This is a genomic window from Salinimonas iocasae, from assembly GCF_006228385.1.
Classification (GTDB): Bacteria; Pseudomonadota; Gammaproteobacteria; order Enterobacterales; family Alteromonadaceae; genus Alteromonas; species Alteromonas iocasae.
Window position 1 is genome coordinate 2,277,747 of sequence record NZ_CP039852.1, and the last position, 17,575, is coordinate 2,295,321.

13 protein-coding genes are annotated in these 17,575 nt (G+C 48.8%); 7 read left to right on the forward strand and 6 right to left on the reverse strand.

Annotated elements, in window-relative coordinates:
* Positions 1-164: 164 nt before the first annotated feature.
* The 3 genes from FBQ74_RS10030 to FBQ74_RS10040 form a co-directional block, all read right to left on the reverse strand.
* A complete protein-coding gene (locus FBQ74_RS10030; RefSeq protein ID WP_139756546.1) occupies positions 165-719 on the reverse strand; it encodes a PEP-CTERM sorting domain-containing protein in 555 nt (184 codons plus the stop codon).
* Between the two features lie 61 nt (positions 720-780).
* Complete coding sequence (locus FBQ74_RS19240) at positions 781-3,912, reverse strand: S8 family serine peptidase (RefSeq protein WP_139756547.1); 3,132 nt, start codon at positions 3,910-3,912, stop codon at positions 781-783.
* A 373-nt stretch (positions 3,913-4,285) separates the two neighbouring features.
* Positions 4,286-5,461, reverse strand: a complete 1,176-nt coding sequence (locus tag FBQ74_RS10040; RefSeq protein ID WP_139756548.1) for a thiolase family protein — start codon at positions 5,459-5,461, stop codon at positions 4,286-4,288.
* A gap of 265 nt (positions 5,462-5,726) precedes the next feature.
* Between FBQ74_RS10040 and FBQ74_RS10045 the strand changes: the two genes are divergently transcribed.
* The 6 genes from FBQ74_RS10045 to FBQ74_RS10070 all read left to right on the forward strand — a co-directional run bounded on the left by FBQ74_RS10045 (position 5,727) and on the right by FBQ74_RS10070 (position 12,679).
* Positions 5,727-6,134: a MerR family transcriptional regulator gene (locus FBQ74_RS10045; protein WP_139756549.1), complete on the forward strand. Its 408-nt coding sequence runs from the start codon at positions 5,727-5,729 to the stop codon at positions 6,132-6,134.
* On the forward strand, positions 6,131-7,300 hold the full coding sequence (locus FBQ74_RS10050; RefSeq protein WP_139756550.1) for an isovaleryl-CoA dehydrogenase: 1,170 nt from the start codon (positions 6,131-6,133) through the stop codon (positions 7,298-7,300). Before FBQ74_RS10045 ends, FBQ74_RS10050 begins: the two co-directional genes overlap by 4 nt.
* 63 nt (positions 7,301-7,363) lie before the next feature.
* Positions 7,364-8,971, forward strand: coding sequence for a carboxyl transferase domain-containing protein (locus FBQ74_RS10055; RefSeq protein WP_139756551.1), 1,608 nt, complete (start codon positions 7,364-7,366; stop codon positions 8,969-8,971).
* Positions 8,972-8,981: 10 nt separating this feature from the next.
* Positions 8,982-9,788: an enoyl-CoA hydratase/isomerase family protein gene (locus FBQ74_RS10060; RefSeq protein WP_139756552.1), complete on the forward strand. Its 807-nt coding sequence runs from the start codon at positions 8,982-8,984 to the stop codon at positions 9,786-9,788.
* On the forward strand, positions 9,781-11,781 hold the full coding sequence (locus tag FBQ74_RS10065) for an acetyl/propionyl/methylcrotonyl-CoA carboxylase subunit alpha (RefSeq protein ID WP_139756553.1): 2,001 nt from the start codon (positions 9,781-9,783) through the stop codon (positions 11,779-11,781). Before FBQ74_RS10060 ends, FBQ74_RS10065 begins: the two co-directional genes overlap by 8 nt.
* Positions 11,774-12,679, forward strand: coding sequence for a hydroxymethylglutaryl-CoA lyase (locus FBQ74_RS10070; RefSeq protein WP_139756554.1), 906 nt, complete (start codon positions 11,774-11,776; stop codon positions 12,677-12,679). The genes FBQ74_RS10065 and FBQ74_RS10070 overlap by 8 nt, the downstream gene beginning before the upstream one ends.
* A 73-nt stretch (positions 12,680-12,752) precedes the next feature.
* Here FBQ74_RS10070 and FBQ74_RS10075 read toward each other — a convergent pair whose 3' ends face one another.
* From FBQ74_RS10075 to FBQ74_RS10085, 3 genes are all read right to left on the reverse strand, one after another.
* Positions 12,753-13,940, reverse strand: a complete 1,188-nt coding sequence (locus FBQ74_RS10075; protein WP_232371896.1) for an NRAMP family divalent metal transporter — start codon at positions 13,938-13,940, stop codon at positions 12,753-12,755.
* A gap of 150 nt (positions 13,941-14,090) precedes the next feature.
* Positions 14,091-15,269, reverse strand: coding sequence for an MFS transporter (locus FBQ74_RS10080; RefSeq protein ID WP_139756556.1), 1,179 nt, complete (start codon positions 15,267-15,269; stop codon positions 14,091-14,093).
* A gap of 174 nt (positions 15,270-15,443) precedes the next feature.
* Positions 15,444-15,977 carry an SRPBCC family protein gene (locus tag FBQ74_RS10085; protein ID WP_139756557.1) on the reverse strand — a complete coding sequence of 178 codons (534 nt, stop codon included), beginning with the start codon at positions 15,975-15,977 and terminating at the stop codon, positions 15,444-15,446.
* 339 nt (positions 15,978-16,316) lie between these two features.
* On the opposite strand from FBQ74_RS10085, the gene glgC reads away from it, so the two are divergent.
* On the forward strand, positions 16,317-17,570 hold the full coding sequence (gene glgC / locus FBQ74_RS10090; protein WP_139756558.1) for a glucose-1-phosphate adenylyltransferase: 1,254 nt from the start codon (positions 16,317-16,319) through the stop codon (positions 17,568-17,570).
* The last annotated feature ends 5 nt before the right edge of the window (positions 17,571-17,575 follow it).

The following is a 17,575-nucleotide window of genomic DNA, read 5'->3' on the forward strand; positions in this document are numbered from 1 at the left end:
CTGATTTGATAGTAGTCTACGAATTTTCAGTATTGCGTTGCCTACCTCACATTGCAACAACTGTTACCAACTCACGCGCATGATTGCTTACAATTAATACGTTCACATAAAAAAAGCTCCCGTCAGGGAGCTTTTAAATCCATCTCTGAATGTGTACCACCAGCTTAGTTACGCTGGCGACGCACCATCAATAAACCCATTGCTAATGCAAAGATGCCGTACGCTGCTGGTTCCGGAACAACCGAGAAGTCTGCAACAGAACCATCAATAGTTAATAATTCACCATCGGCAAAATCAATGGTTGCAAAGTTAAACTCAGGGAACGCACGGTCAAACTCGAAATATAATCCGGCCATCAGGTCGTCTGAGAAAAAGTCCAGCGTCAGGAAATCGAAACCTTGTGTCAAATCCAACGCGTTAAACTCTGCATCAAATTGTTCAACATTATCTAAGTCCACCGATACCCCAAAGAACTTAACACTTTGCAGTGTCAGTAGCTCTGGATTAAATAAATTATCGGCCATGGTCGGATCAAAGAACGGGTCGTTAGCAATTGCGCTGTCCAGAGCATCTTCATCCAGATCAATTGCCAGGTTGAAGATATTTTCACCATTGATACGCCCTTCCTGGGTAATCAAAACGGCGTTAGCGGATAACGAGGTGCCAAGTGTAGTAAGTAAAAGCGCAGCAGCGCCAAATAGTGATTTCAAGTTTTTCATGTCATATTCCAAGTTTTTTTAATTTAAGGGGGCTATCCAGCCCCCGCTTTTGTGTATTATTTTAGTTACGCACTTCCAGTGCAGTCGTACCTTGTAAGTTACCTTCATCGTCGTAGAAGCTGACCGTACCCATATAGGTCGTATCCTGCTCTAAACCGCGGGTAAGAATGTTCACACGATTAAAGCGATTTTCCACTGCGCGACGTGAAGAGCTCACACGCAAGTTTGGTTCTTTGCCATTAACCACCCATACCTGTTGGTCAAACTCAGTGACTTCGCCCGGCACATACCAGCCGTGCACCATCGCAATGTAGAAGTCACCCGCATCACCATTTGCCGCCGGAGCAGGATTTTTCAGAATGACATCCTCATTAGAACCCGCATTAAAGGATGAGCCTACTTCTGTGCACGACAGTGCAATACAACGGTAAACATACAGGTCCAGATCAGCGCCTTCTGCCGCGACCATCTCATCGCGAAGAGAGAAACGAGCCAGTTCTGACCCTTCTGGAACTAACCATGCTGAGTACGTTGTGCCAGCGCCTAGGAACTCAAACGTTTGTGCAGGATCCTGTGTCACTGTATCAGTGGCTACAAACGGTGCTGCTAAACCAGCATAATCAATACTGGTCGAACCGCTATACAACATCTGAACAGGGAAGCTGCCGCGTCCGCGACGCAGATTTACAACCTGAGATTCAGGCACATCAATCTTGATATCCGCTGCCGCTTTTACTGCTATAGGGCTGCGAACGGCGTTACCAGCACCATTAAGCGTGATTGCACCGAACGACCACTGGCCTAATTGAGCACTTTCACTCTTTGACATTGTGATGCCGTAGGCAGCCATGCCATTTGGCTCAACCACAAGATCAGAAGATTCAGTCGGATTACCCTGGCCATCAAATGTGGTTACCGTTGCATCAATGCCTTCCAGACCGCTAAGGGACACGGTATAGGTACCACCGGATCCGGTCACATCTGTAACCGTACGATAGATGGTTTTCTCGCCGACCAGCGCATCAACAGATATCGACGGATAGTTAAGCTGTGACGGGTCAATTGAGAAGCCAGCCCCTTCATAGTCGGCACAGTTGTAGCCAGACTCTTCCAGAACAAAATTGTCCTCATTCAAACCACACATAAAGGCCATGTAGTCGAAGAAACCAACGTCGTAAGTAAGGCCAGGTTGCGCAGCAGAAACTGGCGCGGCATGCCCTGCACCAAAGTCGAACGGGTCAGCAGGAATTACACCATCTTCTTTGGTAACACCCTGATAAGCTGTTGTCATTAGTGCCGAACGTACCTGGGCTGGTGACCAGTCAGGATGCTCATCCATCAACAAGGCAGCCATACCGGCAATATGTGGCGACGACATAGATGTACCGCTTAGGTATGCCACCTGCTCACCCTGTGCACCAAACATTGGCGTATCCGTTGTTGCAGCCAGAACACGTACGCCTGGCGCGGTGATATCTGGTTTGATGATGTTTTCAGTCGACAGATTCGGGCCACGCGAAGAGAAGTCAGCCATAATGTTGCCTTCTTCTTTTTGCGGTACGAAAATAGAAGCGCTTAGCTCTACATTTATCGTATCGCCATTGTTCAGCGCCGCTGCCAGCATGTCGCCATCCTGCGCACCAATCATGCCGCCAGGAATTTCACCGACATAGTCACCACCTAATGCGGTAATAGGATTGCCTTCAACAGTGAAAACGACTGCAGCCTTAGCACCAGACTCTACAGCGCGAGTTACTTTTTGGGTAAAGGCGCAATCACCACGCTGGATAAGCACAATTTTACCTTGTACATCTGCCGCGTTCGCCAAAGGTGATGGTGTTGTGCCATCGTCGTAGCATGCACGAAGTGGTTCTGCTAATACCAGCTCGCCAGAGACCGGACCGGTTTCTGCCAGTGGCTTGGTAATAGCACCTTCCACAAACGGATACTGTTCGTTTGAATCGCCGTTAGTCACCGATAGTGCATTTGTCTGACTGAAACCTTCGTAGGTTGAAGCCGCTACGGTAGTTACCCATGGAGCAGGTGTACCAATTGTTTGCGCTGCCGGACCAGAGTTACCGGCAGAAACCGATACAAATACACCTGCCGCGGTTGCGCGCAGCATTGCTGCAGTGGGCGGATAAGTCAGGTCGGTACGGCTACCACCAATTGAGTAGTTAATAACATCAACACCATCGGCAGTGGCCTGGTCGATTGCAGCCATGGTATCTGATGGGAAACAGCCAGCCTGATCTTCACCCTCAGGGGTTGTATAGTCTGAGTTCCAGCATACTTTATAAGCTGCAATTCTGGCGCGTGGTGCGATACCGGACATTACGCCCAGCTCAGCGCCATTTTTCATGGCTACAACATCTTCATTACCGGCTGCCGTGCCTGCAGTATGGCTACCGTGGCCGTCCGCATCACGCGGGCCGATGAATTCGCCCAGCTCGGTCTGAATGGGGTAAACCGATGCAAAAGCATCGCCATAGTAACGGGCGCCGATAACTTTGTTATTACAGGAGAACGTCTCGTCTTCCCCATTATCACACACGCCTTGCCAGTCTGCCGGAGCAGGACCAAAGTCGTCACCCGAGAAACTTGGGTTTTCAGGCGTAATACCGGTGTCCAGAATGCCGACGATTACATCTTCGCCCTTGATACCTGATACATGCTGCCCTTGCCCTTCTGTCAGGCCAAGAAACTCAGGCGTATTCGCAGTATCAATTTTTAATACTTCGTCTTCCCATACGCCTACTACGTCTGGATTGTTACGAAGTGCTTTTACCTGACTTTCTGATAACTTTGCAGAAAAGCCATTAAAGGTATGTACATAATTGTGGATGACGTCCACGTTACCCGCTGAGTTAGCGATGCGTTGCTGACGTGATTTAAGTTTTTGTGTGTAGTTAACCAGTTTGTTGCTTTTCGCGTTGTACTGATTTCCTTTCCCTGTCGCGACCTTATTGCTGGGTATCAATTCGCCAATATCAGCTGCATAAGTGACACCCGCTTTATCTTTTAACTGAACGATATAAACGCCAGTTTGAGAGCGGGAGGCTTTTGCAGGCCCTGTTGCAGTCAACGTTGCTGATTCAGGCACTGTTACCTGTTGTGCTAAAGCACCCGGCACCAGTGCGGCAGTGACGGCCATTGAGACCATCGAACCCAGAAGGTGTTTTTTAAATGTCATTTGCGTCTCCCATTGACACACTTTTTTTATAATAATGCTGTCGGCCTATTCCATCTGACAGCACGAACACGCGTTCCCGGCGTTGGCTGAGAAGCGTGATGTTGCGTTCTCACAAGTTCTCTGAAGTTATTGTTATTATTAGATATTACTAATGTTTATTTAGTTAAAAATACAGTAGTAACTCTGTGAATATGCAAAACGAAATCCACCTTTGCAAGAGACTGATACACACGGGTATTTATATTTATATTCGTGTATATAGAAGGGGAGATGTAAAGAAGCCTGACAGTTTTTTCAGGCTTCTTTATTAATAACACTTACAAATAAGGCAGTTAGCATATTTATCATCGCTAACCGGAGTGGAATGATAGGTTTACAGCATTTCTATGGCTACCGCGACACCTTCTCCACCACCGATACATAATGATGCAATACCTTTAGTGCCGCTGGTTTGTTTAAGTGCATGAATTAGCGTAACCAATATACGTGCGCCCGATGCGCCAATTGGGTGACCCAGCGCGCAGGCACCACCGCGAATGTTTACTTTATTCTCATCCAGGCCCAACTTTTTCATCGCCAGCATAGTGACCATGGCAAAGGCTTCGTTTATTTCAAAAAGGTCGACATCATTTTTTGACCACCCTGCTTTATCGAGCACTTTCTCCATCGCACCAACCGGCGCTACCGTAAAGTTTTCAGGTTCAATCGAATGTGTCGCGTGGGCAACAACTTTTGCTAGTGGCGTCAGACCAAGTTCATTAGCCTTCGAGCGGCTCATTACCAGTAAAGCAGCAGCGCCATCTGAAATAGAGCTGGAGTTTGCTGCCGTTACCGTACCGTCTTTCTTAAAGGCAGGACGCAGACTCGGGATTTTTTCAGGTCTGGCGTTGCCCGGACCTTCATCTGTCTCGACAGTAATGTCACCTTTGCGGCCTGAAATCGTCACTGGCGTAATTTCGTCAGAAAATGCACCCGACGAAATAGCTTCGTTCGCTTTTGAGAGCGAACTAAGTGCAAACTCGTCCATTTGTCCCCGGGTAATTTTCTCCTCATCTGCCGTATCCTGAGCAAAGCAGCCCATCGCTTTTCCGTCATAGGCATTTTCCAGACCATCCAGCATCATGTGGTCCAGCACCTGACCGTGGCCCATGCGATAGCCTGTGCGCGCTTTTGGCAGCATGTAAGGTGCATTACTCATGCTTTCCATTCCACCTGCTACAACAACCTGCGCAGAGCCTGCTTTGATAAGATCATGTGCCAGCATCACTGCCTTGAGGCCAGAACCGCAGACTTTATTGATGGTGGTAACACCCGCACTAAGAGGCAAATCGGCTTTTAGTGAGGCCTGACGTGCAGGAGATTGCCCTAAGCCAGCTGGTAGTACACATCCCATAACCACTTCGTCAATCTGACTGACATCTACATTTTCACAGGTTGCACGAATAGCATGCGCACCTAGTTCAGTAGCAGCTACAGCTGCCAGACTCCCGTTAAATCCCCCCATTGGCGTGCGTTTCGCCGCGACAATTACTACCTCTTCATTGCTCATATTGTGTTGCCTCAGTATGTAAATTGAAAAATGACAGCAGTTTAAACATCGTTCATGTTTTGATACGCAATCAGCCTGTTCGATGCCGTAACAATTTGTTGCCATATTGACGTTAAAGAATTGTTACCTTACCTTAACGTAAAATGCAATTTACGTTAACGTAAACCCGAACGTTGATAGTGTCAACGAGCCGATATCAGTAGATATTCAGGTTTTGGCATTGCCAGCCGGGTAACCACGGGACGTAACTCACAGGTGCTGTGTCATGAGTAATCACAAATCTGAACCGACCTATACCATTGGCGAGCTGGCGCGCGAGTTCACTATTACTCCCCGTTCCATTCGATTTTACGAAGAACAGGGGTTATTGAGTCCTCAGCGAACCGGACAAAACCGTATTTACTGTAACAAAGACCGCGTCAGGTTAAAGCTAATTTTACGTGGTAAGAGGTTAGGCTTCTCGCTGGCTGAAGTTAAAAACCTTTTTGAATTATATGACACCAACCCAAATTCTGCTGTTCAGCTGGAAACAATGCTTCGTATGACTGAAAAGAAGCGTGCGGTGTTAACTCAGCAACTTGAGGATATTACCTCGCTGATGAGTGAGCTGGACGATGTTGAAACCCGCTGCCGGGAAGAACTGGCTGAACTAAAACGAGGAAATATCGCATGAATACGCTCTATCCCACACTAAATTTTGGCCTGGGTGAAGACATTGATATGTTACGCGACCAGGTTTATCAATTTGCTAAAAACGAAATTGCGCCGCTGGCAGCGCAGGCTGACGAAGACAACCAGTTCCCTAATGCACTCTGGCCTAAACTGGGTGAAATGGGTTTATTAGGAGTAACCGTTTCTGAGCAGTATGGTGGTTCAGAAATGGGCTATCTGGCGCATACTGTCGCGATGGAAGAGATCAGCCGGGCATCGGCAGGCATCGGCTTAAGTTACGGCGCGCATTCCAATCTGTGTGTAAACCAGATTTTCAAAAACGGTAGTGAAGCACAACGGGAAAAGTATCTTCCCAAACTCGTGTCCGGTGAACATGTCGGTGCGCTGGCAATGAGTGAACCAAATGCAGGCTCTGACGTTGTTAGCATGAAGCTACGCGCTGAAAAACGTGGTGATAAATATGTGCTTAACGGTAACAAGATGTGGATCACCAATGGTCCCGATGCACAGACATTTGTCATCTATGCCAAAACAGATACCAGCGCTGGTGCAAAAGGAATAACAGCGTTCATCGTCGAAAAAGATTTTCCCGGCTTTTCGCAGGCTCAGAAGCTCGACAAACTGGGCATGCGCTCATCGAATACGTGTGAGCTGATTTTTGAAGATTGCGAAGTCCCTGCTGAAAATATTCTTGGCGAAGAAGGCAAAGGCGTAAAAGTGCTGATGAGCGGGCTGGATTATGAGCGTCTGGTGCTGTCAGGAGGCCCGCTCGGCATCATGCAGGCTTGTATGGATACAGTCGTGCCTTACATTCATGAGCGTGAGCAGTTTGGTCAGTCAATTGGTCAGTTCCAGCTGATCCAGGGGAAAATTGCTGATATGTATACGCAAATGAACGCCGCCAGAGCGTATGTATATACGGTTGCAAAATCCTGTGATCGTGGCGAAACCACACGCAAGGATGCAGCCGGTGCAATTTTATATTCTGCAGAGCTTGCCACTAAGATGGCACTGGACGCTATTCAGCTTCTTGGTGGTAACGGTTACGTAAATGAATACCCTACCGGGCGGTTGTTGCGTGATGCAAAACTTTATGAGATCGGCGCAGGCACCTCAGAGATACGCCGTATGCTGATCGGACGCGAGCTGTTTAAAGAGTCTGAGTAATCATTTTTTATTTGAACCGAGCTGGCCTTCTGGCCAGTTCGCTAGCTTATACTGGAGGGACACGTGCCCGTTCTACCTACTTCCATAAATACCAATTCAGGTGAATTTGCTGAAAATGTGCAGCATATGCAGGCACAAGTGGCAGATTTAGCGGACAAAGTTGAAAAAATCCGCAAAGGCGGCGGTGAAAAAGCTGCAGAGCGCCACACTTCCCGTGGCAAGTTATTACCCCGTGAACGCATTGAAGCCCTGTTAGACCCTTGCACGCCGTTTTTAGAAATTGGCCAGCTTGCCGGCTGGGAAGTCTACGATGACTATGTTCCCGGCGCAGGTGTGATTGCTGGCATTGGCCGTGTGAGCGGCGTTGAATGCATGGTCGTTGCCAACGATGCCACAGTAAAAGGCGGCACCTATTACCCACTGACGGTCAAAAAACACTTACGTGCGCAAGAAATTGCCGAGCAGAACAACCTTCCCTGTATCTATCTGGTAGATTCCGGCGGTGCAAACCTGCCACGTCAGGACGAAGTGTTTCCAGATAAAGAGCACTTTGGCCGTATTTTCTTTAATCAGGCCAACATGTCAGCTAAAAATATCCCGCAAATCGCGGTTGTTATGGGCTCATGTACAGCCGGTGGCGCATATGTTCCGGCGATGGCAGATGTCTCCATTATCGTCAAAGAGCAAGGCACTATCTTTTTAGGTGGCCCGCCACTGGTGAAAGCTGCAACGGGTGAAGTGGTATCTGCCGAGGAGTTAGGCGGCGGCGATGTACATACCCGCACTTCGGGTGTGGCAGACCTTCTGGCTAACAATGACCACCATGCATTAACGCTTGCCCGCGATACTGTAAGCAGACTGAACCGTACTAAACCGGCCCAGCTTGATATTAAAAAGCCGGTAGAGCCGCGCTTTCCCGCATCTGATATCTACGGAATTGTGCCTAAAGACAGCCGTAAATCTTATGATGTGAGAGAAATCATTGCCCGGGTAGTGGACGGTTCAGAGTTTGATGAATTCAAACCGCTTTACGGTACCACCCTGGTGTGTGGCTTTGCACGAATCTTTGGTTATCCGGTAGGCATCGTCGCCAATAACGGGATTCTTTTCGGTGAAAGTGCGCTTAAGGGTGCACACTTTGTCGAGCTATGCGCTCAACGTGGTATCCCCTTAGTATTCCTACAAAATATTACCGGCTTTATGGTGGGTAAACAGTATGAGTCCGGCGGTATTGCAAAGCATGGCGCCAAAATGGTGACCGCCGTCGCCTGCGCCAATGTTCCCAAGCTGACTGTTCTAATCGGTGGTAGTTTCGGAGCAGGCAACTACGGTATGTGCGGCCGGGCCTATGACCCTCGCTTCTTATTTATGTGGCCGAATGCCCGTATTTCAGTAATGGGTGGTGAGCAGGCAGCGGGTGTACTGGCGCAGGTTAAGCGCGACCAGAAAGAGCGTGCAGGTGAACAATGGTCTCAGGAAGAAGAGGACACCTTCCGCAAGCCTATCGTAGACACTTATGAAGAACAGGGTCATCCGTACTATGCTTCAGCGCGATTGTGGGATGATGGCGTCATCGATCCTGCCGATACCCGCATGGTACTGGGCTTGTCATTATCAGCTGCACTCAATAAACCTATTGAGCAAACGCAGTTTGGTATCTTCAGAATGTAGGAGTGAGCGCATGACTAACGAAAATTCTGCCGTCCTTTATCAGGTTGATAACCGTGGAGTGGCAACGGTAACGTTAAACAATCCGGACAAACATAACGCATTTGATGATGCGATGATTGCAACGCTGACTGACTATTTTCAACAGGCTGCGAAAGATAAAGCAGTTCGTGTAGTAGTTCTGCAAGCCCGGGGCAAAAGTTTTAGTGCAGGTGCAAATCTGCAATGGATGCAGCGCATGGCAGAGTATACAGAAGCTGAAAATGAGCGCGACGCCATGGCTCTGGCTACAATGCTGCAAACATTATATACATTGCCAAAACTGACTATTGCCCGCGTTCAGGGCGCCGCGTTCGGTGGTGCAATCGGTCTTATTGCTTGCTGTGACATCGCGATTGGCAGCCGGTTAAGTAAATTTTGTTTAAGTGAAGTGAAAATCGGACTCATTCCCGCCACTATTGCCCCCTATGTGGTTGAAGCCATGGGCGCGCGCGTGTGCCGCCGGTATTTTCAGACAGCCGAGGTATTCTCAGCGCGTCGTGCCAGACGTTTGGGTCTGTTAAGTGAAGCGGTCACAGAGGACGAGCTGGACTCTACCATTGAAGACATTATCACACAGGTTATTAAAAACGGGCCCAGTGCGGTGGGTCAGGCCAAAGCGCTGGTCGAGTATGTTGCCGGTGTGCCTATTGATGAAGCATTAATGGAAAAAACCAGTAAGTGGATTGCCAGCGTACGGGTTTCAGAAGAAGGTCAGCAGGGTCTGAACGCTTTTTTAAATAAACAGAAGCCGGCCTGGCAGGAGTCAAACAATGATTAAAAAGATTCTGATTGCAAACCGGGGAGAAATAGCCTGCCGGGTAATCAAGACAGCGCGTAAACTTGGTATCAGTACCGTCGCAGTCTACTCAGACGCTGACGCGAATGCGCTGCATGTAACGATGGCAGATGAAGCCGTGCATATCGGCCCTGCACCATCTAAAGACAGCTATCTCAAAGCAGATAAAATCCTCAAAGTTGCTCAAACGCTTAGTGCTGATGCAGTACACCCCGGGTATGGCTTTTTGTCTGAAAATGCCGACTTTGCACGTGCCTGTGCTGATAACAATATTACATTCATTGGCCCTGGCCCCGACGCCATTGCCGCTATGGGTTCAAAATCCGCCGCCAAGCATATTATGGAAGAAGCCGGTGTACCTCTGGTACCTGGTTATCACGGCGATGATCAGTCTGTTGAGACACTGAGACAGCACGCTGACAATATGGGCTACCCTGTTCTGCTTAAAGCTGCCGCAGGCGGCGGTGGTAAAGGCATGCGCCAGGTGTGGAAAGCAGAAGAGTTCGATAGCGCATTACAGGCTGCCAAGCGCGAGGCCATGGCCAGTTTCAGCGACGATGTCATGCTAATTGAAAAATACCTGACACAACCACGTCATGTTGAGATTCAGGTGTTTTGCGATACTCACGGCAACGGGGTTTATCTTTTTGAGCGTGACTGTTCCGTGCAGCGTCGACATCAAAAAATTATCGAAGAGGCCCCTGCCCCGGGTATGTCTGAATCAATTCGTCAGCAGATGGGTGAAGCGGCAATTAAAGCGGCTCAGGCCATTAATTATGTCGGTGCCGGTACCGTAGAGTTTTTGCTGGATGGCGAAGACTTTTATTTCATGGAAATGAATACCCGCCTTCAGGTGGAGCACCCGGTTACTGAGAAGATAACCGGCGAGGATTTGGTAGACTGGCAGATTCAGGTAGCCAATGGGCAACCTTTACCAAAAGCCCAGCACGAGCTCCAGTTGCATGGCCATGCTTTTGAAGCGAGGTTGTATGCAGAAGATCCGGAAAACGGCTTTCTTCCCGCTACAGGTAAACTTACATTGCTACAACCGCCGGCTGAATCAAAGCATGTACGCGTAGATACCGGCGTTGTTCAGGGCGATGAAGTTTCCGTCTATTATGACCCTATGATAGCCAAGCTTATTGTATGGGATGAAAACCGGGACCGCGCTCTGCAACGTTTGCTCGCTGCGCTTCGTGATTACCATGTTGCCGGCGTCACAACGAATCTGGAATTTCTGTATAACGTTGCCGCCAGTGAGCCGTTCCAGAAAGCCGAACTGCTTACAACATTTGTAGAAAAGCACGAGTCATTATTGCTCAATAGCCCGAAACAGGTTAGCGATCATATGCTCGCAGCGGCTTCTATGCTTGTATTGCTGTCAGGAAATCAGGGCCACTCACAGCACGTTAATGATCCCGACTCGCCCTGGTCATTACCTGTAGCATGGCGTCCGAATTTCAGTTACCAGCAAACACTTTCTTTTTGCGTGGGCGAAGAGGCGTTGAGTGTTGTTGTAACACATACCGGAACATCGCAGCGTGCTAATCAGTGGTCTATGTTAATCGGTGATAAATCCTATCAGGTAAGCGGACAAATTGACGGTCACGTATTGCAGGCACAGATTGATGGCTATCATCAGCGAATTGGCTGGGCCGCCGATGATACCCGGTATACGCTGTTCTCCCCTGCCGGGGCGATACACCTCAACTATCAGAAACCCGACATGGGGGATGTAGATGATGCCGCTCACGATGGCGGGTTTGCAGCCCCGATGAATGGCACCATCGTTGATGTTGCCGTCAGCGAAGGCGAGTCAGTTAAAAAAGGCGCCACGTTGCTGGTAATGGAAGCAATGAAAATGGAGCATAATATTACAGCGCCGTCCGATGGAACGGTTAAATCTGTGTATTACGCCGCGGGTGACCTTGTTGACGGTGGGTCCCAGTTGCTGGAGTTTGAGGCCGATGAATAATTTTCCAAAAAGTGTCAGTCTTGTTGAAGTAGGCCCCCGGGACGGACTGCAAAACGAAAAGACCGAAGTGAGCACACAAACCAAAGTGGAATTGGTTAACCTGCTTGCTGATGCGGGTCATCGCCGCATTGAAACCGGTAGTTTTGTATCTCCTAAATGGGTGCCTCAAATGGCCGATTCGGGAGAGGTTTTTTCTCTAATCAGCCGGCGGGAAGGCGTTTCGTACTCTGCGCTGACACCCAATACTAAAGGGCTTGAAAATGCTTTATCAGCCAACGCTGATGAGGTTGCTATTTTTGGTGCCGCTTCTGAGTCGTTCAGTCAGAAAAATATCAATTGCTCGATTGAGGAAAGCCTTGAGAGGTTTGCGCCTGTTGTAGAGCAGGCTGCGGCTCGCGGGAAACCAGTGCGGGGCTATGTGTCCTGCGTTCTGGGCTGCCCTTACGAGGGCGAGATAGCGCCTGAAGCGGTGGCAAATGTTGCTAAAATCATGCTGGACATGGGCTGCTATGAAGTTTCACTGGGTGACACCATCGGTACAGGTACACCGTTTAAAACGCAGCGTATGCTGGAGGTGGTCACCGATGTGGTGCCGGTCAGTAAGATTGGCGCACATTTCCACGATACCTATGGTCAGGCGCTGGCTAATCTGTACGTCGCACTTAGTGCCGGCGTCTCGGTTATTGATAGTGCGGTAGCCGGCCTGGGCGGTTGTCCTTATGCGAAAGGTGCCAGCGGAAATGTTGCTACCGAGGATGTACTGTACATGCTCGACGGCATGGGAATCAGTACTGGCGTTGACATGACCAGGCTACTCAAAGCATCTTCGTTTATTATGGAGGCTGTGGGAAGAAAGCCCTCATCTAAAGTGGCTAATGCGCTGATGGAGTCGTGTTAGTAAAGTACTATCGCGCCAGCTTCTTTCACGCTGCACGTTACTAATCAGGCAGAGCCACTACCGGCTCTGCCTTTTATACAAACTTCCACCATACAAATACTCCCAGAAAACCAAACAGATAAGCCAACCCCAGATAACTTAGTGCTGTAAGCCATCGCCCCCCTTTGAGCGTCTCATCAAGTGACGACGTTTTTACCAGCCGATGGTTTAACCAGGCAAACAAAGGGGTGGTTATGAATGCCAGGGTCATCGCAAAGCCCAACATTGCCAGTAAGGCAGATTTAAAAAATAATACAATGGCAAAGCTGATAACAGCAACCGCTACCAACACGCCGGTAAACTGTTTTTGTGGTATATCAGCTTTTCCTTTTAACAGCGAAGCCGCTTCGGTAATAGCACGGCAATAACCATCATAAACGGTGAGTGCTGAGCCAAAGATACAGAGAAACGCAATAGCAGCAATCAGCCATCGTGACCATTCCCCGATAGTACTTGCATACAGATCTACCAGTTGCTTTGAAAATCCGATGCCACCGCTTGCCAGTGTCTGGCCACTTCCGTGAAGTACCAGCGCACCAAGGGCCAGAAATACCAGTGCCAGTAACATCGTTGTCATATATCCCAGATTAAAATCAAATAGCGCAGAGGCTGGGGTTACCGGCTGCGTTTGTTTTTGTCGTTTGAGCCAGAGTGATGTTATTGCTGAAATCTCTATCGGTGCGGGCATCCAGCCCATGGTAACAACCAGAAAGCCGATCGCGACCACTGACCAGGGAGATTCTGGGGTAAATGTTGCCGGCGCTACAGCCCCGTTAATTGCGGCGGCCGACGCGGCAATGATGGTCGATACCACCAGAACAAACATAATAAGTTTGGCTATTTTATTCATTGCACCAAAGTGACCGGCCATCAAAATAAATAAAATGCTGGTTAACACTAAGGCTGACAAGACAGGTATGGGTAATGCTACCGGCAAGAAATACCCCAACAGACTGGCAGAGAACATCAGTAACGCTGCCGCATTCACTACCGCTGCAATACAGTTAACGCCGAGGGCAGCAATAAGGTAGCCCTTCCCCATTCGGGCATAGCCCTGCTGTAATGACTGTCCGGAGCTGACGGTAAAACTCACCGCTGCCCGAAAAAACGGATACTTCAGAATGTTTACAGTCAGAATCAGCAATACCAGTTGCCAACCGTAATTCGCGCCGGCCTGCGTTGCTGCGACAAGATGACTGCCACCAATGGCGGCTGTTGCCATAAGTATTCCCGGCCCGAGGGATCTGACTATGCGTTGTACTGATGCGTATTGCTGCTTAACCCGCATTACTGAATCCTACCTGCGTACTTATAATAATGTTATTTGCATTAGCAGGCAGACTGCCATGTTAACGGGTCCGGTTCAATAAACTCAGTTGCCCTTTTCCTCAGGCAGAATAGCAGTTAGTGATATCGCAACGATGAGCATTGCTGTCATGACGTAGACCACTGATATGTTAAGGATGGATTCCAGTACCGCGTACAGGGCTCCGAATGCCAGTAAGATCAAGCCAATTGCTGTATTACTGAAAGCAACCAGCTCGGTGCGTCCCTGGCCTTCGCGTACATCCAGGCTGTAGGTTTTGCGCCCTGTTCGGACGCCCGTGTGAGCAACAGAAAGCATAAAGAATAAGAAGCCTGAAACCCACACCGAGGCGGCACCGGTAATTAGCAGTCCGATACACGCGGCGACGGCAATGACTCCGGCTATTTGTAGTGTTTTTCGTGCGCTGTTATCCGATATCTTTCCCCAAATCAGCGAGGAGAGCATGGCCGCAGCCGCTTGCGCTGCCAGGTAAAGGGGTAATAATGATTCTGCGCCCGCCTCGCTTTCGAGCATAAAATAGGGAGCAACCAACGCCGAATGGACGAAAAGCCCTCTTACTAATACAAACCGATATACAACAGCATCGAATTGCCAGAATGCCGTCTTCTTTGAGCTTTTATCATCTGTCTGCGCGACGTCGACAAACGTTTTGACTGGTAGCATCAACATAAATGTACAAAAAAATGCGGCAGCCGCCGTAAGCACAAGACCAAGAATTGCTGCAATACCTAAACTTTCCTGAAAAAACACCATCGGCACTGCGACCAGTAAAGTCAGAATACCCGACAGGGTCGATGCCTTACCGATGAGATCACCCCGCTCACCTTTTTGCGCAATATCGGCCTCAATATCTTTCACTGTCAAAGAGCAAATTGAGCGCCCCAGGCTGAGTATTACCAATGCGACCAGCACAACCCAGCCAGCCTTTGCCTGCTCCAGCATCAGCCCCGCCAGAAACATCGCCAGAACCGCCAGCACCTGGATAATAATACCCACTCGCCAGACAGTGTGGCGTGCACGCATTTTTCTTAACAGTATACCGATGACAGCCTGTGGGAGTAACGCACCAGATTCTCTGATTGGCACCAGCCAGCCTATCATCCAGACCGGAGCGCCCAGTGAGATAAGAAGTGCCGGAAGTGTTGTTTTAGCCGAAATGAGGATGTCAGCCAGCTTATTAGCTGATAATGCAGCGATGAGTTTCTTTTTATGCTGAGAGGCCATGCAGTTCCCTGTAACTGACAAGCCGACGCACCCACCGCATGGAACGGTAAGTGTGGCAACGTAACCGTGGCTAGTAATTACGCAGTATTAAATAGCGAAGATCAGCATATTGTATAAGTGAATCGAAATAAAATCTTTGCGCGTCATACTGTTAGCTGTTCGCCACTTAGCGCATCACCCCTGGTTTTCAACGACCGTTTTTAAATTTTCCAGACCAGTTTCAAAATCCGGCCCCATCATGTCATCCATCATTAGCACCAGATACCGGTCAACCGGATTTGCACCGACTTCGCCACTATCACGCCATATCACGCGGGTACCCTCCGGCGTTGTTTCCAGAGTGATCTGCCCGGTCGACCCCATATCATATTCGGGAAACCAAAGACTGTATTCAACATGCCTGTTATGTTTGAGCTCGGTGATCTCCATTTCTCCACTTCCCTGGGTCGCACTTTGCCACTTTGAATACATGCCTATGGCCCGGTCGGGTCCGCCATATTCTATTTGCATATTGGGATCGCGCTGAAACCAGACTCCCCAGCTACTCCACTGCTTCAAATCTACAACATTAGGATAAATTTCTGCTGGTTCAGCATCAATTACAATACTTCGGCTTACCTCATATTCTTTTGGTAATAACAAGCCAACAGCAACGAACAACACCACAATTGTTGCCAGAGCAAAGATCAGTTTTCTCAATAAGCTCATGATTTGTCCATAATTAAAAACACAGCCAGAATTATAACACTTTTTTAACATTCGACGTCGGATTCGTCCATTTTGCTGTTGCGCGGACTGTTCACCTGTCTATTGTGATTTTCGTATCTTATGAAGATTCAATCTGTTTTTTAAAAAAAGCGGGCATGTGTATTTAACACGTAGCACCGTGATCCAATAACACCTTTTATAACGTTTTATTCATATTCACACTGCCAGACTGGTTTCTCAGTCTGTGTTGTGTACACTGAATATCTCGCCACAACCGACCAGACGAAGGCAGCACTCTTTTCGATTACCTGAAAAGCAGACAGGACAGGAGGAATCCGAATGGCAGATCATAATGCGCGCTATATTAGTAATTTAACCCGGGATACATACGCCCTCATACTAGCCGGCGGCAAAGGTTCCCGTCTTCATGAGCTGACCAACTGGCGAGCAAAACCTGCACTGTATTTTGGTGGAAAGTTTCGAATCATCGACTTTCCGCTTTCGAACTGCATTAATTCAGGCATTCGCCGTGTGGGCGTAGTAACGCAATATAAATCACACTCGCTCATCCGTCACCTTGTCAGAGGCTGGGGCCACTTCAAAAAAGAGCTTGGTGAATCCGTTGAAGTATTACCAGCGTCGCAGCGTTTTTCTGATAACTGGTATGCAGGCACCGCTGATGCGGTTTTTCAGAATATCGATATCATTCGTGACGAGCTGCCAAAGTACGTGATGATTTTATCCGGTGATCATATTTATCGGATGGACTACGGCAACATGCTCGCCCACCATGTAGAGACAGGGGCCAAGATGACGGTCTCTTGCATGTCGGTACCCACCGAAGAAGCTGCCGGAGCATTTGGCGTGATGTCGGTTGAAGAGGATTACAGAATCACAGGTTTTGAGGAAAAGCCGGCTCAGCCTGCCCCACAGCCTAACCGTGAGGGATACTGCCTGGCCTCCATGGGTAACTATGTGTTCGATACAGAGTTTTTGTTTGAGCAATTACGCCGCGATGCTGAAACAAAGGATTCGCAAAGAGATTTTGGCAAAGATATTATTCCTTCAATTATTGCCGATCATAATGTATACGCTTACCCGTTTGAGAACAGTACTGACGAAACAGCTTACTGGCGGGATGTAGGTACCATTGACTCTTTCTGGGAAGCTAACATGGAGATGGTAGCTCCCGTTCCGCAGCTTAATCTGTATGATCAGTCCTGGCCAATCTGGACCTATCAGGAGCAGCTTCCACCGGCGAAATTTGTCTGGGATGAAGATGGCCGCCGCGGAGAAGCCACTAACTCGGTGGTTTCCGGGGGCTGTATTATCTCAGGGTCCACGCTTCGCCAGAGTCTGGTGTTTTCCAACGTCCATGTACATTCCTACGGTCAGATAGAAGAAGCCGTTATACTGCCAGACGTAGAAATTATGCGTCACTGTCGTTTACGCAAAGTTGTTGTCGATCGCGGCTGTGTTATTCCCGAAGGTATGGAGATTGGCATCAATCACGATTTCGACCGTGAGCGCGGTTTCAGAGTCTCCGAAAAGGGTGTTGTTCTGGTCACTAAAGAGATGCTCGAAGCGCTTTAAGCGCT